Here is a 20,780-nt window from a genome sequence, read left to right as displayed (position 1 = left end):
GTGCGTACCCGCCGGCCGGACCCCCACCACCGTCCTACGGTGCGTATCCCGGAGGCTATCCGCCGCCGCAGCAGCAGGCGCCGTACGGCGGGTACGCACCGCCACCGTCCGCACCCCAAAATGGTTTGGGAATCGCGGCATTGGTGACCGCCATCATCGCGCTGCTGACTGTCGTCGGTGGCGTCGTACTCGGCGTCGTCGCAGTGATTCTCGGGTTCCTCGGGTGGGGCAAGGCCAAGCGCGGGGAGGCGACCAACGGAGGCGTCGCTATTGCCGGGATCGTGCTCGGATTCCTCAGCATCATCGAGGCCATCGTCGTAATCGGGCTGTTCATATGGGGATTCGGTGAAGTCGGCGGGACCGACCTCGTCGACTGCCTGAACCGGGCCGGCTCGGATCCGGCTGCCCAGCAGGAGTGCTCGGACCAGTTCACCCAGAACCTCGAGGACCAGTTCTCGATCACCGTCACCCCAACGCCTTAGCGCGGGAAGTGCTTGACGATGCCCTCCTGCACCACGGTCGCCAGCAACTGACCCGACCGGTCGAAGAAGTGCCCCGTGCCCAGGCCCCGTGAATCGGCGGCCACGGGCGACGACGTCGAATAAAGCACCCATTCGTCGAACCGCACCGGGCGGTGAAACCACACCGAGTGGTTGGTGGTGACCGCGAAGATCCGGTCGAACCCCCAGGACAGTCCGTGGGTGGTGATGATCGAGTCCAGCACCGTGGTGTCCGACGCATACGCCAGCGCTGCGGCGTGCAGTGCGGGGTCGTCGGGCATTTGGCCCTGGGCCTTCATCCAGACCCGGTTGTAGGTGAGCTTCTCCCCCTTTGAGCGCATCACCCAGGTCGGATCGTTGGTGTAGCGCCAGTCGATCGGCCGCAGCGCGTTCACGAAATGCGGAACAACATCCTCGTATCCGCGCAGCAGATCGTCGACCGGTGGCACCGTCAACGGATCCGGCAGTTCAGGCGGCTCGATCCCGTGTTCCAGGCTGCGGCCCCCGGCCAAATACGACACCATCGCGCTGGTCAACAGCACGCCGTCCTGCATCACGTCGACCCGGCGGTTGGCGAAGCGGCGCTCGTCGCGCAGTCGCGCGATGTGGAATTCGAGGTCCTTCTCCGGATCGCCACCGGCAATGAAATGCACGGACAGCGCGCTCGGCGGCAAGACATGTTCGAGGCTGCGGCTCGCCGCGATCAGGGACTGCGCCATCATCTGACCGCCGAACGTGCGCACCGGATTCTTGCTCGGGTGCGAACCGACGTACGTGTCGTCGTCCACCTGACGGAGATCCAGTATCGCCAGCAGCTCGTCCAAATCTGCCGTTGACACGTGGCCCCCTATCCGTGCGACTAGACGTCGTCCTCCCCGATCCGGTGCACGTGGATCAGATTCGTGGAGCCTACTGTGCCCGGTGGAGCGCCCGCGATGATGACCACCAGGTCGCCCCGCTTGTAGCGGCCGAGCTCGAGCAGCGACTTGTCGACCTGCTTGATCATGCCGTCGGTGGTTTGGATGTGCGGAACGATGAAAGTCTCGGTGCCCCAGCTCAGCGCGAGCTGGCTGCGGACCTCGGGCAACGACGTGAACGCCAGCAGCGGCAGCGGGGTGTGCAACCGTGCGAGCCGGCGGACCGTGTCACCGGACTGCGTGTACGCGACCAGCGCCTTGGCATCCAGCCGCTCGCCGATATCGCGGGCCGCATACGAGATGACGCCGCGTTTGGTGCGGGGCACGTGTGTGAGCGGCGGGACGACGACCGAGTTCTCTTCGACCGCACGCACGATGCGGGCCATCGTCTTGACGACCTCCAGCGGGTACTTGCCCACCGAGGTTTCGCCCGACAGCATCACGGCGTCCGCGCCGTCGAGCACCGCGTTCGCGACATCGGACGCCTCGGCGCGGGTCGGCCGGGAATTCTCGATCATCGACTCGAGCATCTGGGTCGCGACGATGACGGGTTTGGCGTTCTCCCTTGCCATTTGGATGGCCCGCTTCTGTACCAGCGGGACCTCTTCCAAGGGTAGTTCGACACCGAGGTCGCCGCGGGCCACCATGATCGCGTCGAAAGCCAGCACGATGGCTTCGAGATTGTCGATGGCCTCGGGCTTCTCGAGCTTGGCGATGACGGGCACCCGCCGCCCGACGCGATCCATGATCTCGTGCACGAGTTCGATATCGGCGGGTGAACGGACGAACGACAGCGCGACCAGGTCGACGCCGATCTGAAGCGCGAACTCCAGATCCTCGATGTCCTTCTCCGACAGCGCGGGGGCCGACACGTTCATGCCGGGCAGCGACATCCCCTTGTTGTTGCTGACCGCGCCGCCTTCGGTGACGGTGCACACCACGTCGTTGCCGTCGATCTGGTCGACGACCAGACCGACGTTTCCGTCGTCGACGAGCACCCGGTCGCCCTCGGTGGCGTCCTCTGCGAGCCGCTTGTAGGTCGTCGACACCCGGTCGTGGGTGCCTTCGCAGTCGTCGACCGTGATCCGCACGGTCTCACCTTCGGCCCAGTAGGTCGGCCCCGCCGCGAACCTGCCGAGGCGGATCTTCGGACCCTGCAGGTCGGCGAGGATGCCGACGGCGCGGCCGGTGGCGTCGGATGCTGCGCGAACGCGCTTGTAGTTGGCTTCGTGATCGGAGTAATCGCCATGGCTGAAGTTGAGCCTTGCGACGTCCATTCCGGCCTCGACCAGTGCCTTGACCGCGTCGTCAGTAGCGGTGGCCGGACCCAGAGTGCAGACGATCTTTCCGCGTCTATTCACGCCTGCGAGCATAGTCGTTAATCGATTCAGACGACGGCCAGCGGAAGCGCGCCCGGGATCACCGGCGCGGGCAGATCCGACTCCCCCATCAGGTATTTGTCCACGGCATGAGCGGCGCTGCGGCCCTCGGCAATGGCCCAGACGATCAGTGAGGCCCCACGGTGAGCATCGCCACAGACGAACACGCCGGGCGCGTCTGTCTGCCAGTCCGACCCGCAGGGCAACGCTCCGCGACGGTTGAGTTCGAGACCGAGCCCGTCCAGCAGCGGCATGTGCTCGACACCGTCGAAACCGATCGCCAGCAGGGCCAACTCACACGGAAGTTCCAACGAGTCACCGACAGGTGTGATCACACGACGCCCATCGGCGTCCCGTTCGACCTTCACCTCCGCGATCTGGATGGCACGCAGGTTCTGATGGTCGTCACCGAGGAAGCGTTGAACCGCCACCTCGTATCGGCGGTCGCCACCTTCGGCGTGCGCCGGCGACAGGCGGGTGCGCAGCACGACCGGCCACATCGGCCACGGCGAGCGGGACTCGTCGCGCGACTCCGGCGGCTCCGGGTTGTAGTCCAGCTGGGTCACGGACTTCGCCCCCTGACGATGGGCGGTGCCCAGGCAGTCCGCGCCGGTGTCGCCGCCGCCGATGATCACGACGTGCTTGCCCTCGGCGGAGACCGGGCTCGGGCCGTCACCCTCGCACTCCTTGTTCGCGGGCACCAAATGGTCCATCGCCAGGTGCACGCCCTTGAGCGATCGGCCCTCCACGTCGCTGTCGCGTGCCCGTAGCGCACCGACCGCCAACACCACGGCGTCGTACTGGGCCCTGAGCCGCTCGACGGGCAGGTCGACGCCGACTTCACACTCGGTGACGAAACGCGTTCCCTCCGCCCGCATCTGGGCCAGCCGCTGGTTCAGCGTGCCCTTCTCGAGCTTGTATTCCGGGATGCCGTAGCGCATCAAACCGCCGATCCGGTCGTCACGCTCGTACACCGTGACATCGTGACCGGCACGCGTGAGCTGTTGTGCCGCAGCGAGTCCGGCCGGACCCGATCCGACGACGGCCACTCGCCTACCCGTCGCGATGGCCGCGGGCTGAGGTTCGACGATGCCGTCCATCCAAGCCTGGTCGGCGATGGTCTGTTCGATGCGCTTGATCGTGACGCTGCCGCCGGTCTGCTCCTCTCCGATGGAGAGGACACACGCCGTTTCACACGGTGCCGGGCACAGCCGTCCGGTGAACTCCGGGAAATTGTTCGTCGCGTGCAGACGGTCACTCGCCGCATCCCAGCGGCCGCGCCGCACCAGGTCGTTCCATTCCGGGATCAGGTTGCCCAACGGGCAGCCCGCGCTTCCGGAGTGGCAGAACGGGATTCCGCAGTCCATGCATCGGCGGGCCTGCTGAGAGACCTCACCCGCGCGCTGGTGCGGATCCTGTTGTTCGTAGACCTCGCGCCAGTCACCGACGCGTTCGTCAACCGCCCGCTTCGCGGCTTCGACCTTGGGGACCTTGAGAAATCCTGTCGGATCAGCCACGGCTCGCCTCCATGATCGCGGTGTCGACATCGCGGCCCTCGCGTTTGGCGACCAAGGTGGCCTCCAGGACCCGTTGGTAGTCGCGGGGCATCACCTTGGTGAATTGCGCACTGCGCCTTGGCCAGTCGGATAGCACACTGGCGGCCAGCGTGCTTCCGGTGTACTTGGCGTGGGTGGAGATGACGTCCCGCAACCAGGTCAAGTCCTCGGGTTCGAGCCGCTGCAGTTCGACCATCTCGGTGTTGACCTTCTTCGGGTCGAGCCCGAGCACGAACGCGATGCCGCCGGACATGCCCGCTGCCATGTTGCGGCCCGTCTTGCCGAGGACGACCACCCGCCCGCCGGTCATGTACTCGCAGGCGTGATCGCCGACGCCCTCGACGACGGTCAGCGCCCCGGAGTTGCGTGCGGCGAATCGCTCGCCGACCCGGCCGCGCAGATACAGCTCGCCGGAGGTGGCGCCGAACAGCAACGTGTTACCGGCGATGACGTTGTCCTCGGGCAGGAACAGCACGTCGTCCGGCGGCCTGACGATGACCCGTCCCCCGGACAGCCCCTTGCCGACATAGTCGTTGGCGTCGCCGATCAGCTCCAGGGTGATGCCGGGCGGCAGGAAGGCCCCGACGGACTGACCCGCGGACCCGGTCAGCCTGATGTGAATCGTGTTGTCGGGCAGCCCGGCAGCGCCGTAGCGGCGGGTGACCTCGGAACCCAGCAACGTGCCGACGGTGCGGTTGACGTTGCGCACCGGCAGTTCGAGCCGGACCGGATGCGCGTCTTCCAGCGCACCCTCGGCAAGCTGGATGAGCGTGCGATCCAACGCTTCTTCGAGGCCGTGCTCCTGCCCCCTGGTGCGGCGGCGTGCCCCGTCACCGGGCCTGTTCGGCACCGCGAACACCGGCGCCAGGTCCAGACCCCTGCTCTTCCAATGGGCGACGCCTTCGTCGGTGTCCAGCATCTCGGCATGACCCACCGCCTCGTCGATACTGCGGAAACCGAGGTCGGCGAGGTAGTGACGGATGTCCTCGGCTATGAACCGGAAATAGTTCTCGACGAACTCCGGCTTGCCGTTGAATCGCGCCCGCAGCTCAGGGTTCTGGGTCGCGACACCGACGGGACACGTGTCGAGATGACAGACCCGCATCATGATGCAACCCGAAACCACCAGCGGCGCAGTGGCGAAGCCGTATTCCTCGGCACCGAGCAACGCCGCGACGACGACATCACGCGCGGTGCGCATACCACCGTCGCACTGCACGGTGATGCGGTCGCGCAGACCGTTGAGCATCAGCGTCTGCTGGGTATCGGCCAGCCCGATCTCCCACGGCATGCCCGCATGCTTGAGGCTCGTGAGCGGCGCGGCACCGGTGCCGCCGTCATACCCGGAGATCAGCACCACGTCGGCGTGCGCCTTGGAGACACCCGCCGCGACGGTGCCGACGCCGACGCTGCTGACGAGCTTGACGTGGATGCGGGCGTCGGCGTTGGCGTTCTTGAGATCGTGGATCAGCTGAGCCAGATCCTCGATCGAGTAGATGTCATGGTGCGGCGGCGGGGAGATCAACCCGACGCCCGGTGTCGAGTGCCGCGTCCTGGCGATGTTGGGGTACACCTTGTACCCCGGAAGTTGGCCGCCCTCACCGGGTTTGGCGCCCTGAGCCATCTTGATCTGGATATCGGTGGCGTTCAGCAGATAGTCGCTGGTGACACCGAAGCGACCGGAGGCGACCTGCTTGACGGCACTTCGACGCCGTGGGTCATACAGGCGTTCGGTGTCCTCGCCGCCCTCCCCCGAGTTCGACCGGCCACCGAGGTTGTTCATGGCGATGGCCATGGTCTCGTGCGCTTCCGCGGAGATCGAGCCGTAGCTCATCGCACCGGTGTTGAATCGGGTGACGATGGAGTCGACCGATTCGACCTCCTCCAGCGGCACCGGGGGCCTCAGCTTCTGGAAACTGAACAGGCCACGCAGCGTGCCGCCCTCCCTGGAGAGGCGGTTCACCTCTTCGGAATACTGTTTGAAGATGTCGTGGCGACCGGTGCGGGTCGAATGCTGCAACAGGAACACCACTTCCGGGGTGAACAGGTGCAGTTCGCCCTCGCGGCGGAACGCGTATTCACCGCCGACCTCGAGCCGTCGGTGCACCCGCTCGGTCGGGTTCTCCGGATACGCCCGCCGATGTCGGACCTTGACTTCCTCGGCGAGCACGTCCAGCCCGACACCGCCGAGTTGGCTGGGCGTACCGGTGAAGTACTCGTCGATGACGTGCTTGTCGATGCCGACCGCCTCGAAAGCCTGCGCTGCGGTATAGGAGGCGACAGTCGAGATGCCCATCTTGCTCATCACCTTCATGACGCCCTTGCCGAGTGCCTTCAGGTAGTTGCGCACTGCCGCAGCCGGTTCGATGCCGGTGAGCTCACCTTCACGGACGAGGTCTTCGATCGACTCGAACGCCAGATACGGATTGACCGCGGCGGCACCGAAACCGATGAGCATCGCAATGTGGTGAACCTCGCGGGCGTCTCCGCTCTCCACCACCAGAGCGACCGTCGTGCGCTGCTTGGTGCGGACGAGGTGATGGTGGACGGCCGAGACCGCGAGCAACGACGGTATCGGCGCCCTCGTGTGGTCGGAGTCGCGGTCGGAGATGACCAGGGTGCGTGCACCTTTGGCGATGGCGTCGCATGCCCGAAGGCGCAGGTCCTCCAGTGCGTCGGCCAGGCCGTCACCGCCGCGCTCGACGTCGTAGAGCGCCTTGAGGACCGCGGTCCTCAGGCCGCCGTACTCGCCGTCGTCGTTGATGTGAACGATCTTGTTGAGCTCGTCGTTGTCGAGAACCGGCCACCGCAGTACAATCTGGCGGCACGACGCCGCGGTCGGCTCGAGGAGGTTCTGCTCCGGCCCCATGATGCGTGCCATCGACGTGACGACCTCCTCGCGGATCGCGTCCAGCGGCGGGTTGGTCACCTGTGCGAAGAGTTCGACGAAGTAGTCGTAGAGCAGCCGGGACCGCTGCGACAGCACGGCAGTCGGAGTGTCGGTGCCCATGGAGCCCAACGGCTCAGCACCGGAGGCGGCCATCGGGCTGAGCAGAATGCGCAGGTCTTCTTCGGTGTAGCCGAAGGCGATCTGTCTGCGCACGACGGTCTCGTGGTTCGGCTGGAAACGGACGCGGTCGGCAAGGGTCTTGATGTCGAGCAGCCCCGAGTGCAGCCACTCGCCATAGGACTCCTGCCCGGCGAGGGATTCCTTGATCTCGTCGTCGCCCACGATGCGGCCGGCGGCGGTGTCGATGAGGAGCATCTTGCCGGGCTGCAACCGGCCCTTGGCGACGATGTGCGCGGACGGCACGTCGAGCACACCGCTCTCACTGGCGAGGATGAGGCGGTCATCCAGAGTGCGCCACCAGCGTCCTGGCCGTAAACCGTTGCGGTCCAGCACAGCTCCGACGAGCGTGCCGTCGGTGAACGTGACGCATGCAGGGCCGTCCCACGGCTCCATCAGCGAAGCGTGGAACTGCCAGAACGCCCGCTCGGCGGGCTCCATGGTGGTGTTGTTCTCCCACGCCTCGGGGATCATCATGAGCACAGCGTGGGGCAGGGTGCGCCCACCCAGATGCAGGAGTTCGAGGACTTCGTCGAACGACGCCGAATCGGAGGCCTCCGGTGTGCAGATCGGTGAGAGCCGGGACAGGTCGCCGGGAATCTTGGCGCTGGCGAGCATCGCCTCGCGCGCGTGCATCCGGTTGCGGTTGCCGCGCACGGTGTTGATCTCACCGTTGTGCGCGACGAAGCGGAAGGGATGCGCCAGCGGCCAGGACGGGAACGTGTTCGTCGAAAACCGGCTGTGCACGATCGCGATCGCGCTGCGGCACCGTTCGTCGCGCAGATCCGGAAAGTATTGGGGCAGTTGCATTGTGGTGAGCATGCCCTTGTACACCATGGTGCGGCTGGACAGCGAAGGGAAGTACACCCCGTTACGCTCGGCGCGCTTGCGCAGCGGGTAGACATGACGGTCGAGATCGATGCCGCCGAGGTGCTGCAGCGAGGCGACGAACAGCTGCTCCATGCGCGGCATACAGCCGAGCGCCGTCGCCCCGACCTCGGCTCCGTCCGGGTCGGTGGGGACCTCACGCCAGCCGAGGACGGTGAGCCCTTCCTCGGCGGCGATGGCTTCGACGTCGGCACGTGCGGCGGCCCTGTCGGCGGCACCCTGCGGCAGGAAACAGATGCCGGCGGCGAAGGTGTTGGCGCCCCCGGCCGTCGGCGCCGGCAGCTCGAAGTCGACGACGTCGCGCAGCAGTTCGACGGGCAGCTGGATGAGGATGCCCGCACCGTCACCGCTGTTGGGTTCGGCGCCCGCGGCGCCACGGTGTTCGAGATGTTCCAGGGCAACCAGTCCGTCGACGACGATGGCGTGCGACCGGCGACCTTGGATATCGGTGATCATGGCTACGCCGCAGGAGTCAGACTCGTTATCCGGGTCGTAGAGCCCCTGGGGCTCGGGGATTGCCGAGTAGAGCATCGAGGAAAAACCCTCCGCAGTCCGGGGAAATCATGTCCCGGGACTGCACCGGCCCGAAGTTCGATTGTATCAGCGCAGCGCGCTGCCTACCCGTCGAGAAGCGTCGGGACCAGCGGGAATCCGGGAAGATTCCGTACCACCGTCCACGCGACGGCGACCACGACGATGACGGCGCCGGAGACCGGCGTCAGCCATGGGCGTCCACTTTGGCGCCGCAGCAGGACCCATACCAGCAGCAGCGGCAGGCCGATCAAGGCGGCGACGTTGTCGACGACGGCGGCGGGCAGGTCGCCGTTGAGAACGTCATGGACCATGCGCAGGCCGCCGCAACCCGGACAGAACAGACCCGTGGCCGCGTGGAAGGGGCACGCGGGGAACAAGAAGTTCGGCCGATGGGGGTCGGCGATGCCGATGTAGGCCAGAGCACCGGCCAAGGCGGCACCCGAGCCGAGGGCGGTGTAGAGCCGCCCCCGGTTGGGGGTCGTGCTGGTCGTACTAGGTGCCATCGCGCAGCGGGCGACCCTGCGGATCGCGCACCTTGTCGGTGAGCATCAGGATCGCGTCGATGATGCCCCAGATTATGGCGCCGATACCGCAGGTCACCAGGCCGACGATGAGCTGGGCGACGCCGAGCCCCGTCTGGCCGATGTACATGCGGCCGATGCCGACAAGCCCGAAGAGGCCGAGCAGCTGCAGCAGGCCCGCGACGACCTTGGATTTATCCGAGTACGGCTCACCGGTCATCGGGTGCCTGCCGAAGGGCGCGCTCGGGTCCATGTAGGCCTGCGGATACTGGCCGCCCGGCGGCGGATAGCCGGCCTGCGGCGGCGGTGGGTAGCCAGGCTGCGGCGGGGGCGGCGGCGTTGGCTGGCTTCCATATTCGTTGCCACCGAACTGCGGCTCAGTCATGCCCACAGCATGCCAGAAATGCCGCCATTACTTCAGGTTTGGCCACTCACCAGCTGAAGGACGTCGGCGAGACCGTCTACCGGCAGCGACGGGTCGATCGAGCGGAGCAATCCGAGGCCGACTCCGAGGGCAAGCATCACGGTGGCCGTTTCGCCGCCGGGCAGCGCCGGCGTGGTGGTGTCGGCGGATTCTGCTGCCCCGGTGAGCATTTGGAGTATGCCGTTGAGTCGAGACGCGAGTTCGTTGCGCAGCTGCTCGTTGTGACGGGCGTGCGCAGCGAACTCGACTTCCAAGGACGTCCAGGCCGGATCGCCGATGACGCGCTCGGCCCACGCCTGCAGTCCCTCGACGCGGGACGCGGCGTCCGGCTTGGCCATGATGTCGAGAATCTCGCCGAGACGCTCTCCGCGGACCTCGTCGAGCACGGCGATGCACAGCTCGTCCTTGTTGCGGAAGTTCGAGTAGACCGCGCCCTTCGAGAAACCCGCGGCGTCGGCAACCTTTTCCAGCGACGTCGGGTGATAGCCGTCCTCGAAGAAGAGCTGCCTGGCGGTCTTGACCAGCTGCATCCTGGTCTGGGCCTGGCTTTCGGCGCGGGTCATCCGAGGCACGGTCCCATCATACCCCGTTGACATACTTTTGGACTCTGGATACCGTCGATTTCCGAATGAGAGGAGGTCGTCGTGGCCTATCCCACGATCGCGCTGGACGGCGCCGTCGTCGCCGTGACGGGCGGCGCACGCGGAATCGGCAAGGCGACCGCCGACCTCTTCGCCTCCAAAGGTGCCGTGGTCTGCATCGGGGACCTCGACCCCGCGGAGGCGGCGGACGCACTCGTCGTCGACGTCACCTCCCGCGCATCGTTCGGGGCGTTCGTCGACACGGTGCTCGAACGTCACGGCCGCATCGACATCCTCGTCAACAACGCCGGCGTGATGCCGCTGGGCGACTTCCTCGCCGAGAACGACGCGATCAGCCGAACGACGCTCGATGTGAACGTGTGGGGTCTGATTCACGGCATGCGAGCCGTCATGCCGCACATGCTCAAGCGCGGCCGAGGACATGTGGTCAACGTGGCGTCCATGGCGGGCAAGCTGGTGGTCCCGGGGTTGGCGGTCTACAACGCCAGCAAGTTCGCGGCCGTCGGGCTCTCCGCTGCGGTCCGTGAGGAATACCGGAGTACCGGCGTCAGCGTGAGCGCGGTGCTGCCGAGTGCGGTGCGGACGCGGCTCGCGTCGGGCGTGCCACTCGGCCGCGGGCTGCCGACGGTCGACGCCGACGACGTCGCACGTGCGATTGTCGGCAGCGTCCGCAGTCGGCGCGCCGAGATCACCGTGCCCCGGTATCTGGCGGGATGGGATCTGGTGAATGCGGCGGTGCCGGAACCGGTGATGCGGCTGGGCCGCAAGCTGATCGGCGATCGCAGGGCCCTGACGTCGGTGCAGGACGATGTCCGCGCCGCCTATGAGGAGACGATCGCGGCGCAGGCAGGCCGATGACGCGCGAACCTCGAGTTGTCATCATCGGCGCGGGCATTGCGGGCATCGCGACCGCGGTGACGTTGCAGCGGGCCGGTTTCGACGACTTCACGATCCTGGAGAAGGGTTCCGATGTCGGCGGTGTGTGGCACTGGAACCGCTACCCGGGTCTCACGTGCGATGTGCCGTCGCAGCTGTACCAGTTCTCGTTCGCGCCGAAGCCGGACTGGTCGGGGCTGTTCGCACCCGGCGTGGAGATTCAGCGCTACCTTCGCGACGTCGTCGACGGTCACCGTCTCGGCAGCCATCTCAGGCTCAACGCTGAAGTTCAGTCGTCGGTCTTCAGCGGATCATCATGGCGGATAACGACTTCCGACGGTGTGGAGCTCGAAGCGGATTTTCTGATATCGGCGACGGGCGTGCTCCATCACCCGTTCACTCCCGACATTGCCGGCCTGGAGAGTTTTACGGGCGACGTTGTGCACACCGCGCGCTGGGATGACGACGTCGTCACCGACGGGCGACGCATCGCGGTAATCGGCACCGGATCGACGGGCGTGCAGGTGGTGTCCGCTTTGCAACGTGGCGCGGCACGCATCAGCCATTTGGTGCGCTCTCCGCAGTGGATCATCTGGGCGCCGATGAGGCTTCGTCAGCCGGCAGTGGTGGCCAGGCTGCTGCGAAGGGCACCTGCAGTGCATCGCCGGCTTTACGGCGTATTGCTCAGGGGCTCACGCATCTTGACCGACATCGCGCTGCGACCGACCGTGCAGCGTCGGCTGGCACAGAGTTACGCGCGATTGTGTCTGCGCATACAAGTTCGAGATCGCGAACTGCGCGACTGTCTCACACCGGACTACGAGCCTTTCTGCAAACGCCAAGTCATCTCGAGCTCGTATTATCGCGCGATCCGTGCACAGAATGCGGAGCTGGTCACCACGCCGATCGAGCGGGTGACACCTCAGGGCATTCGGCTGGCCGACGGCCGTGAGATCGACGTCGACTTGCTGGTGTTGGCGACCGGCTTTCACACCCATCACTACATGCGGCCCATGCAATTGCGTGGGCGAGATGGCATCTCGATCGACGACGCGTGGGCCAAGGGGCCGCGGGCGTATCGGATGACGGCGATCCCCGGCTTTCCCAACCTCTTCACGGTGCTGGGCCCCAACTCGCCGACAGGCTCAGTCTCGTTGCAGTATTCGTCGGAGCTGACGGCTCACTACATCACGCACTGGCTGCGGAGGTTCCGCGATGGCGAGATCGACACCGTCGAGGTGACCGAGGAGGCCACCGCGAAGTTCAACGACGACGTCAGTGCCGCATTGGGGCCCACGGTGTGGAATACCGGTTGCAACTCTTGGTATCTCACCGACGAGGGCAACGTCGACCTGTGGCCATACGACCGTGAGACGATGACGGCGATGTTGAGTCGGCCCGATGATCGCGACTTCCACCTTCAGAAGGGTGGGGGTTTGTAGTTCGCGGCGAGCCAGGCTTGGTGTTGGCGTTCTTGTTCGGCGATGAGTTCGCTGCGCTGTCGGCGTTCGGCGTTGACGCGGTCGCGGCGGTCCTGAGCGCGGGTTTGCTTGCGCCGCGGCATCAGCGCCATGCGGTCGGTGTCGGGGTCGGGCGTGTGGGGCGGTAAGTCAAGTTCGCCGGTGGGCTGGGCCAGCGCAGGGAACATCGCCGCCCCGTGGGCTTCGGTGCTGTAAACGTGCCCGGTCGGGGAGGTCAACACGATCGTGCCATCGGGTAACTGCCGATCGCTCCAACCACAGAATGTCTTGATCAGATGATGAATCCGGCAGTAGTGCTTGGTGTTCGACGGATGCGTCGGCCCCAACGGATAGGGCACCGTGTGATCCACATCGGATTTCGCGACCGGCTGGTCGCAGCCCGGCCAGCGACACGTCATATCACGCCACTGAAGGAACTCTTTCGTCTTGGCTAAGGGGCGGTACCCGGGATCGGGCGCAACACCGGTGGGCACGCTCAGTGGCTTCAGCGTGGCCTTCTTCACCACGTCGCGTACCGACTCGGCGGGCAGGATTCCGAACCCGCGCAGGTATCCCGGCTTATCACTGGTGCCATCGATCGTGCCCTGCTCGGCGAGGACATGAATCACTGCCGCCGCAGCACTGCGCGCCGAAGCCTGAGCTGCCGCAGCGGTGCAGTCCTCGCGCCCACACTGGCATTCCAGAGTGGCTTCCCCGCGCGCCAAGGGTCCGCAGGCATCGGCACGACGCTGGGCCGCAGTGCGCGGGTCGTGTTCACACACCGTGGCAGCCAACGCATCCAAGCGCGCATTCAGCGCGGCCCCGTCGGTGGCACGCAACGAACCCGAAACCCACGCCATCCCCGCATCGCCGGGATCAATCTCGAAATAGCGATTGTTTTCCACCCGCACGGGAATGCGCACTCCGGCCGGATCGAAGTCGGCCACCCACTGATCGACGCGATCCTTGAGCTTGGGTCCCGACAGTTTCATCCACCTCGGCGCCCGTCGCGCGATCGCCTCATCAAGGGCCGGCAACACGTCGTCCTCGACGTTGGTGGTGCGGTTGATGATCATCGCCACCATCCGCATATCGATATCGCCGGCGGCGAAGACCTTGGCCACCGCCGGCAGCCGATAGGCCAGCGCGCACGCGAACTGCACCTGCCCGATCGCGCGGGCATGGCTGATGTTCTGCGCCGCCGATACGTCGGCAGCGACCGCGGCACAGTTGTCGATCACAGCCCACTCCAACTCGGCCAACTCCGACGTAGACCGCGCGAACAACTCCGCCACCGCAGCCAACCGCCGCGCAATACACCGCGACTCCTGCCGACTGGCCTCACCCAATACCTCGATGAGATCCCCATCCGACAAGCTCTCGAACATACGTGCGATCATGCCACGCTCCACCGACAAGTCCGGTCAGCTCCGGCGGGCGGCCTCCTGCGCCAGCTGGACGCGCAACATCAAGCCGAGCTTGGTGTACACGTGCGTCAGATGCGTCTGTACGGACATGCCTCGCGAGAACGCCCGGAGCCTGCCGATCGAGTTCACAGCCTGCCCCTGAGGCGATCGCGGTACGACCGACCATCCGGGTCGTACGTCAACCGATATACCGGCTCGGCCCACAGCCGCGTGAACAAGCTGGGTTGCTCCGCCCTGTGTGGCCGAAGCCTGCCCGGCGGCCGCGGACCTCGGCGGCCGGAGGCGTGCCAGCGCTCCAATTCCTCTGCCGATTCAATGATTTCGCGCACCGCGGTGGCGGGATCGGCCAGTCCGCGATCATCGCTGCCGTCGTCGGCGCGATCGAGGTGTTCACGCAGTAACCGAAGCCTCAGATCACGCGCGAACTCGCCCTCGGTGTCGAGGACGGCGCACGTCAGCTCACTGTCGTGCGTCCACGACCGCCGATTGAGGTTGTCGCTGCCGACACACGCCCAGATGTCGTCGATGACACACACTTTGGCGTGCACATACACCGGCGTGCCCTCGGGGTTCTCGACGTCGAAAACGTGTACCCGTTCCGGACTCGCCGCGCGACACGTCTCGAGCGCCTGCCAGCGGCCGATGAGGTTGGGCGGCAACTCGAGTCGTCCGTCGACGTCGGGATGACGCGGGATGACGGCAACCAGGTGTAGGTCCGGGTTCTCGTTCAGCGCCTGAGCGAAAAGCTTCGCCACCCGCTTGGACCACAGGTACTGATCCTCGACGTAGATCAGCCGACGGGCACGCGGCACCACCTTGTTGTAGGCACGCGCAATGCTGCGCTCGCCGTTGGGCGCGAAGTCGTATGCGAAGTGGGCATCGGGGTATGTGCGCAGCACCTGTATGGCGTGCGGTCCGCATGGCGGCGGATCCGGCGGCTGATCGGGCAACGGATCCGCGTTCATGTCGGCACCGGAGAACTTGTCCCGCAGCCACGCCAGCGGATTGAGCATGTCCAGCGACGCGGGATCGTTCCAACGCTCGCGGAATGTCGTGTCAAGGGCACCCACAGCGGGACCCTGCACCCGCAGTTGTACGTCATGCCACGGTGGATTCTCGCCGTACCGTTCGGCCATCTGCACCGCTTGGGGATCGCCGCGGTGCGATGCGTCGTCGCGGCGGGAATGGCACAGGTCGATACCGCCGGCGAACGCGACGTCCCGCTCGGGCGCACCGGGATGCCTGATGACGACGAGCTTTTGATGGTGTGATCCGCCGATGCGCACGCGCTGGTCGAGCAACACCTCCCCGCCTGCGCGTTCGATCGCCTCGCCGAGGTGCCGGTTCTCCTCCTCGCTGTAGGCGAACTTGTCCAGATGGGATCGCCACACCAGACCCTTGACGACGACACCGCGTTCGGCGGCGTCACAGAACAATTCACGGATGGTGGGACCGTCCTCGCGCATCTTCTGGTCCGGGTCGCCGCGCCAGTCCGTGAAGAACAGGTGATCCCCCTCGCCGAGCGCTTCCACTTCGGTGACGAGGTTGTCGAAGTACGTCGACCCGTGGATGAGTGGCTCGGCCAGATTCCCTTCGCACCACGCGGACAAGGTGGAATCCGGGTTGCCGCGTTCTTCTTCGGTGAGGAACCAATCGGTGATGTTCATGGCCGGCGGCCCAGCAGTCGGTCGGCATAGGATCTGCCGTCGGGATCGAAGATCACCCGGTAGGCGGGTTCGGCCCACAGCCGGGTCAGCGGATCCACCCGCTCTATCTCGTGCGGGCGCAGCCGGCCCGGCGGACGCGTTCCGCGACATCCGGACTGGTGCCAATCCTCCAAAGCCCTTGCGGAAGCGATGATTTCGCCGATGGCAGCGGCTGGATCGGCTAGCTCGCCGTCCTCGCGACCGTCGGGCGCGCGGTCGAGATGCTCGCGCAGTAGCCGTAGCCGAAGGTGGCGCGCGAACGTATCGTCGGCGTCCAGCACCGCGCATGTCAGCTCGCTGTCGTGAGTCCACGAGCGCCGGTTGAAATTGTCGCTGCCGACGCATGCCCAGGTGTCGTCGATGACGCACACCTTGGAATGCACGTAAACCGGTGTGCCCTCGTGGTTCTCGACGTCGAACAGGTGAACCCGCTCCGGGGCGGCGCGTCGGCAGGCATCGACGGCCAGCTGGCGGCCGACCAGCGTCGGCGGGCGGCCGAGGCCGCCCTCGAGATCGAAATACCTCGGCACGACGGCCACCAGATGCAGATCCGGATTCGACGTCAGCGCGCCGACGAGCAGATCGGCGATCTCCTCCGACCACAGGTACTGGTCTTCGAGATAGATCAGCCGACGGGCCCGCCGCACCGCCTTGGTGTAGCCACGCGCGATGGTGCGCTCCCCGTCCTTGGCGAACTCGTACTGGATCAGCGCGTCGCCGTAGGTCCGCAGCACCTGTACGGCGTGTGATCCACACGGCGGTGGATCCGGCGGCTGCTCCGGCAACGGATGCCGGTCCGCCGACGCGCCCCCGAACCTGTCGCGCAGCCACGCCAGTGGATTGAAGAGATCCAGCGGCGCCCGCGCCGTCCAGCGCTCCCGGAACGTGGTGTCCAGCGCACCGACGACCGGACCACGCAACTGCAACTGCACGTCATGCCACGGCGGACGCTCACCGTAGCGATCGGACATCTGCACCGCCTGCGGATCGCCGCGATGGGACTCGTCGTCGCGACGCGAGTGGCATAGGTCGATGCCGCCGATGAAGGCGACGTCACGCTCGGGTTCCTCGGGATGACGCAACAGCACCAGTCGCTGATGGTGCGACCCGCCGAGCAGCACCCTCTGGTCCAGCAGCACCTCCCCGCCCGCGCGTTCGATGGTTTCGGCGAGATGGCGGTTCTGCTCCTCGTTGAACTGGAGCCTGTTCGGGTACGACCGCCACATCAGCCCCTTGACGAGCACTCCGCGCTCGGCGGCGGAGCGGAACAGTTCGGCGACCGTTGGCCCGTCCTCGCGCAACCGCTCGTCGGCGTCGCCGCGCCAGTCGGCGAAGAACAGGTGGTCACCGGGCCCCAACTGGTCCACTTCGGTGACCAGTCGGTCGAAGTAGGACGCCCCGTGAATGAGCGCCTCCGCCTCGTTGCCCTCACTCCACGCAGGCAGGTCCCAATCGGGGTTGCCCCGTTCACCTGATGTGAGAAACCATTCGGCCAGCACAGACACGCACCTGAATGCCCACTTCCGCGGTTATTTACGCACACGAGGGTGTGCGAAGATCCGGGCATGCCCGTTCTCCGGCGGCTATTGGTCGCACTGTGCGCAATTGCCCTGACCGCCGGGTGCACACCGGGTGTGCCGCCGGCCGAACCGCCCGCGACCGGCGCGAACGTGGACAACGCCAAGGCCGACGCGGTGATGCGGGCCGTGCGCGAGGCGATCGCCGATGAACACCTGAAGGCGGTCATCGTCCGGGTCACCGTCGACGGGCAAGAGGTCGTCACCGACGCCGTCGGCGAATCGATGACCGGCGTGCCCGCGGCCACCAACATGCACTTCCGCAATGGGGCGGTGGCCATCTCCTATGTCGCGACGCTGCTGCTCAAGCTCGTCGACGAACAGAAGGTCAGTCTCGACGACAAGCTGTCGAAGTTCCTGCCCGAGATTCCGCACGCCGACCGCGTCACGCTGGGACAGCTGGCCCAGATGACATCGGGTTACGTCGATTACGTCATCGGCAACACCGCGATGAACGAGGCGCTGTACGCCAATCCGTTCCGGCGCTGGACAGTTCACGATCTGCTGCAGTACGCGATCAAGAAGCCGCTGCTCTACGAACCGGGGACCAACTGGAACTACGCGCACACCAACTACCTGCTCCTCGGGCTCGCACTGGAGAAGGCGACCGGTCAGGAGATGCCGAAGCTGTTGTCCGATAAGGTACTTCGGCCACTCGGCTTGACCAACACCGTCAACTCGCTGACGCCGGAGATTCCGGCACCCGTGCTGCACGCGTTCAGCTCGGAACGTCGCGCGTTCCTCAAGATACCGCCGGGCACGCCGTTCTACGAGGAGAGCACCTTCTGGGATCCGTCCTGGACCATCACCCACGGTGCCATTCAGACGACCGACATCTACGACATGGAGGCCACCGCAGCCGCCATCGGTTCCGGCCGGTTACTGTCCACGGAGTCCTACGAGAAGATGGTGTCCACCGACCTCCGCGGCAAGACCCGCAAACAGCCCGGGTGCACCACATGTGACGAGATGACCGACGGCTACACGTACGGCCTCGGCATCGTCATCTCCGGCAACTGGCTGCTGCAGAATCCGTTGATGTCGGGGTATTCGGCCATCGAGGCCTACTTGCCCTCACAGAAGATCGCCATTGCGGTCGCCGCGACGTACCTTCCCGAAGCCTTCGATGACCAGGGCGACTACACCAACGCCGCGGACACCGTGTTCCGAAAGATCGGTGCGGTGCTGGCCCCCGACGACGCGCCACCGGTGCGCGGGCCGAAATAAGGTGAGGTGTGGCTCCGAGAGTTCTGTTCCTCTGTAACGAGCACCTCGCGACCGAAGCGCTGCTCGGCGAGGCGTTCACCGACCAGGGATACGACGTCGAGGTGTTCGAGGTGGTCCCCGCCGCGCGCGTCGGCGATCCCGCCGTCGACGTGACGTTCCCCAACCCGGGCGGTTACGACGTCGTGGTACCGCTGGGTGCGCGATGGCCGGTGTATGACAACACGTTGCGCCGCACCTGGGTGGGCGCCGAGACGCAATTGGTACGTGACGCCGCCGATGCGGGCGTAGCGCTGCTGGGCGTGTGCTTCGGCGGACAACTCTTGGCGCAGGCGTTCGGCGGTTCGGTGGCGCGGTCGACGAAGCCTGAGATCGGCTGGTACGACGTCACCAGCGACAATCCGGACCTCGTCCCCGGCGGACCGTGGTTTCAATGGCATTTCGACCGATGGACCCTGCCTCCCGGAGCCACCGAGATCGCCCGCACCGTCAATGCGTCGCAGGCATTCGTGCTCGGCCGTGCGCTCGCACTGCAGTTCCATCCGGAGGTCGATCCAGAACTGCTCGAGCGGTGGCTGGCCGACGATATCGACGGTGAGGTCGCGAGCATCGGACGCACGCACGATGAATTGCGCTCCCGCACAACAGAACTTGCCGAAGACGCGGCCTCGCGGGTACGCGATCTGGTGCGTGGCTTCGTGACTCACGTCGTTCGTCAGCCGTGCCCCAGTTCGTGAGCGAGCGCACCGTCGATGTGCGGGTGCCGGAATCGATGGCCCACCGCCTCCAGCTTGGTCGCGGCCACCCGCTGATCGGCTTCGGCCAGCTCTCGTGATCCCTGCTCCCCCAACAAAAGCCGAGGCGCCAGCGACGGCACGGGTAGCAGCGTCGGTCGGTGCAGTACCCGGCCGAGCGCTTTCGTGTAGTCGGCGTTACGCACCGGTGCGGGCGCGACAGCGTTGACCGGACCCGACAGCCGGGCGTCGTACAGCGCGCGGTAGTAGACGTCGAGTAGGTCGTCCAGCGCGATCCAGGACAGCCACTGACGTCCTCCGCCGACGCGGCCGCCGAGTCCGGCGGCGAACAATGGACGCAGCAGTCGCAGGGTTCCGCCGTTGGCCGACTGCACGATTCCGGTGCGCACATTGACGACCCGAAGTCCGGCCTCGGCGGCGGGCGCGGTGGCGGCCTCCCAGTCCGCGACGACGTCGGCGAGAAAACCGTCGCCGCGCACGCTGTCCTCGCACAGGATGGCGTCGCCGCGGTCGAATCCGTAGATGCCGACCGCCGAGGCGCTGACGAACGGCCCGCTGAAGCCACTCGCGGCAGCGAGTTCGGCCAGCCGGCGCGTCGGTCCGATCCTGCTGTCGCGAATCGCCTTCTTGTGCGCGGCCGTGAACCGCCCCGCGATCGACGCGCCGGCCAGATGCACCACGGCGTCAACACCCGACAACAGGTCGGGGGCGGGACGATCCGGATCCCACTGCCGCTCATCAGGCGATTGCGCCGCGTGGCGCACCAACCTGATCACCCGGTGCCCGCCGGTACTCAGGAACGCCGACAACGCGGTGCCGACCAGGCCGGTCGCACCGGTGAGTGCCACCACGAGCGGACGCAATCCCGCATCACGTGCGTCCCGGTGTGCGGCCAGATCATCGGCGAGCTGCCGATGCCGATAGGTGAACATCGGCCGCAGCGCAGCCGCGGGTACCGGTGCGTCGATGCGGTCGTACACGCGCGTTCCCGAAGGCGCCTCGCCGAACTCGTGGGTGTGGGTCCAGCGGCCGACAATGCGCGGTGGCCAGGACCGGGGACCATCGGAGGAGAGCACGTCGACGAACCGGCGTCCGGCCTCGTACCCGTCGGGGTCATGCTGCGCCACCCACCGCAACCCGCCCGGCAGCCCGAGCACGGCGCGGCCGTCAACCAGGGAGTCGGCCTCGCTCACCACCTTCATCGGCTGCCACGGCGGTACCAGCCGCCGCATTGCTCCGATTCGCGAGTGCCATTCGAAGACCTCTGCCAGCGGATGGTCGACGACGGTTTCCAACTCAATGCCCATATGTCGATATTCGTACCCGCAGCGCCGACGGATTGCCCCCGGGCTGGGTATCCAGGGTCG

At 66.3% G+C, this 20,780-nt stretch carries 16 protein-coding genes; 5 read left to right on the top strand and 11 right to left on the bottom strand.

Going from position 1 to position 20,780, the window contains the following annotated elements; translation table 11 throughout:
- Nucleotides 1-482, top strand: a 482-nt coding sequence (locus BST47_RS10795; protein WP_083125553.1) for a DUF4190 domain-containing protein, incomplete at its 5' end; no start/stop codon positions are given.
- Here the strand turns inward: BST47_RS10795 and BST47_RS10790 are convergent.
- From BST47_RS10790 to BST47_RS10760, 7 genes are all read right to left on the bottom strand, one after another.
- Nucleotides 479-1,339 carry an acyl-CoA thioesterase II gene (locus tag BST47_RS10790; protein WP_083125499.1) on the bottom strand — a complete coding sequence of 287 codons (861 nt, stop codon included), beginning with the start codon at nt 1,337-1,339 and terminating at the stop codon, nt 479-481. The genes BST47_RS10795 and BST47_RS10790 overlap by 4 nt on opposite strands.
- Before the next feature lie 20 nt (nt 1,340-1,359).
- Nucleotides 1,360-2,778, bottom strand: coding sequence for a pyruvate kinase (gene pyk / locus BST47_RS10785; protein ID WP_083125552.1), 1,419 nt, complete (start codon nt 2,776-2,778; stop codon nt 1,360-1,362).
- Between the two features lie 26 nt (nt 2,779-2,804).
- The gene (locus BST47_RS10780) at nt 2,805-4,313 is read right to left on the bottom strand and encodes a glutamate synthase subunit beta (RefSeq protein WP_083125498.1); all 1,509 of its coding nucleotides are present in this window, start codon (nt 4,311-4,313) and stop codon (nt 2,805-2,807) included.
- A complete protein-coding gene (gltB, locus tag BST47_RS10775; RefSeq protein ID WP_083125497.1) occupies nt 4,306-8,838 on the bottom strand; it encodes a glutamate synthase large subunit in 4,533 nt (1,510 codons plus the stop codon). Before gltB ends, BST47_RS10780 begins: the two co-directional genes overlap by 8 nt.
- 86 nt (nt 8,839-8,924) lie before the next feature.
- Nucleotides 8,925-9,344: a DUF2752 domain-containing protein gene (locus BST47_RS10770; RefSeq protein WP_083125496.1), complete on the bottom strand. Its 420-nt coding sequence runs from the start codon at nt 9,342-9,344 to the stop codon at nt 8,925-8,927.
- A complete protein-coding gene (locus BST47_RS10765) occupies nt 9,334-9,747 on the bottom strand; it encodes an NINE protein (RefSeq protein WP_083125551.1) in 414 nt (137 codons plus the stop codon). Before BST47_RS10765 ends, BST47_RS10770 begins: the two co-directional genes overlap by 11 nt.
- A gap of 32 nt (nt 9,748-9,779) precedes the next feature.
- Nucleotides 9,780-10,349, bottom strand: a complete 570-nt coding sequence (locus BST47_RS10760) for a TetR/AcrR family transcriptional regulator (RefSeq protein WP_107528921.1) — start codon at nt 10,347-10,349, stop codon at nt 9,780-9,782.
- 81 nt (nt 10,350-10,430) lie between these two features.
- Here BST47_RS10760 and BST47_RS10755 point away from each other — a divergent pair, with 81 nt between their 5' ends.
- Both BST47_RS10755 and BST47_RS10750 read left to right on the top strand, forming a co-directional pair.
- Entirely contained in the window at nt 10,431-11,246 is an 816-nt protein-coding gene (locus BST47_RS10755; RefSeq protein WP_083125494.1) for an SDR family oxidoreductase, read from the top strand.
- The gene (locus tag BST47_RS10750; protein WP_083125493.1) at nt 11,243-12,706 is read left to right on the top strand and encodes a flavin-containing monooxygenase; all 1,464 of its coding nucleotides are present in this window, start codon (nt 11,243-11,245) and stop codon (nt 12,704-12,706) included. The genes BST47_RS10755 and BST47_RS10750 overlap by 4 nt, the downstream gene beginning before the upstream one ends.
- Here the strand turns inward: BST47_RS10750 and BST47_RS10745 are convergent.
- The 3 genes from BST47_RS10745 to BST47_RS10735 all read right to left on the bottom strand — a co-directional run bounded on the left by BST47_RS10745 (nt 12,685) and on the right by BST47_RS10735 (nt 17,362).
- Nucleotides 12,685-14,112 (bottom strand): HNH endonuclease signature motif containing protein, encoded by a 1,428-nt coding sequence (locus BST47_RS10745; protein WP_083125550.1) that lies wholly within the window; start codon nt 14,110-14,112, stop codon nt 12,685-12,687. The two genes, BST47_RS10750 and BST47_RS10745, sit on opposite strands and share 22 nt — an antisense overlap.
- Nucleotides 14,113-14,276: 164 nt before the next feature.
- The gene (locus BST47_RS10740) at nt 14,277-15,818 is read right to left on the bottom strand and encodes a phospholipase D family protein (RefSeq protein ID WP_083125492.1); all 1,542 of its coding nucleotides are present in this window, start codon (nt 15,816-15,818) and stop codon (nt 14,277-14,279) included.
- On the bottom strand, nt 15,815-17,362 hold the full coding sequence (locus BST47_RS10735; protein WP_083125491.1) for a phospholipase D family protein: 1,548 nt from the start codon (nt 17,360-17,362) through the stop codon (nt 15,815-15,817). Before BST47_RS10735 ends, BST47_RS10740 begins: the two co-directional genes overlap by 4 nt.
- A 60-nt stretch (nt 17,363-17,422) precedes the next feature.
- Between BST47_RS10735 and BST47_RS10730 the strand changes: the two genes are divergently transcribed.
- Both BST47_RS10730 and BST47_RS10725 read left to right on the top strand, forming a co-directional pair.
- Nucleotides 17,423-18,661: a serine hydrolase domain-containing protein gene (locus BST47_RS10730; RefSeq protein ID WP_083125549.1), complete on the top strand. Its 1,239-nt coding sequence runs from the start codon at nt 17,423-17,425 to the stop codon at nt 18,659-18,661.
- An 8-nt stretch (nt 18,662-18,669) separates the two neighbouring features.
- Nucleotides 18,670-19,395 (top strand): type 1 glutamine amidotransferase, encoded by a 726-nt coding sequence (locus tag BST47_RS10725; protein ID WP_083125490.1) that lies wholly within the window; start codon nt 18,670-18,672, stop codon nt 19,393-19,395.
- Here the strand turns inward: BST47_RS10725 and BST47_RS10720 are convergent.
- Complete coding sequence (locus BST47_RS10720; RefSeq protein WP_083125489.1) at nt 19,374-20,720, bottom strand: TIGR01777 family oxidoreductase; 1,347 nt, start codon at nt 20,718-20,720, stop codon at nt 19,374-19,376. The two genes, BST47_RS10725 and BST47_RS10720, sit on opposite strands and share 22 nt — an antisense overlap.
- Nucleotides 20,721-20,780: the final 60 nt, after the last annotated feature.

Source organism: Mycolicibacterium tusciae (assembly GCF_002086795.1).
GTDB lineage: Bacteria > Actinomycetota > Actinomycetes > Mycobacteriales > Mycobacteriaceae > Mycobacterium > Mycobacterium tusciae.
Note: the sequence above shows the minus strand (reverse complement) of the source record. Positions and strands in the feature narration are given on the sequence as shown.

Coding starts and splice junctions, on each gene's coding strand:
- BST47_RS10740 (WP_083125492.1), bottom strand. CDS start 15,818: ATGAACATCACCGATTGGTTCCTCACCGAAGAAGAACGCGGCAACCCG.
- BST47_RS10730 (WP_083125549.1), top strand. CDS start 17,423: ATGCCCGTTCTCCGGCGGCTATTGGTCGCACTGTGCGCAATTGCCCTG.
- BST47_RS10760 (WP_107528921.1), bottom strand. CDS start 10,349: ATGACCCGCGCCGAAAGCCAGGCCCAGACCAGGATGCAGCTGGTCAAG.
- BST47_RS10750 (WP_083125493.1), top strand. CDS start 11,243: ATGACGCGCGAACCTCGAGTTGTCATCATCGGCGCGGGCATTGCGGGC.
- gltB (WP_083125497.1), bottom strand. CDS start 8,838: ATGCTCTACTCGGCAATCCCCGAGCCCCAGGGGCTCTACGACCCGGAT.
- BST47_RS10720 (WP_083125489.1), bottom strand. CDS start 20,720: ATGGGCATTGAGTTGGAAACCGTCGTCGACCATCCGCTGGCAGAGGTC.
- BST47_RS10745 (WP_083125550.1), bottom strand. CDS start 14,112: ATGTTCGAGAGCTTGTCGGATGGGGATCTCATCGAGGTATTGGGTGAG.
- BST47_RS10765 (WP_083125551.1), bottom strand. CDS start 9,747: ATGACTGAGCCGCAGTTCGGTGGCAACGAATATGGAAGCCAGCCAACG.
- BST47_RS10770 (WP_083125496.1), bottom strand. CDS start 9,344: ATGGCACCTAGTACGACCAGCACGACCCCCAACCGGGGGCGGCTCTAC.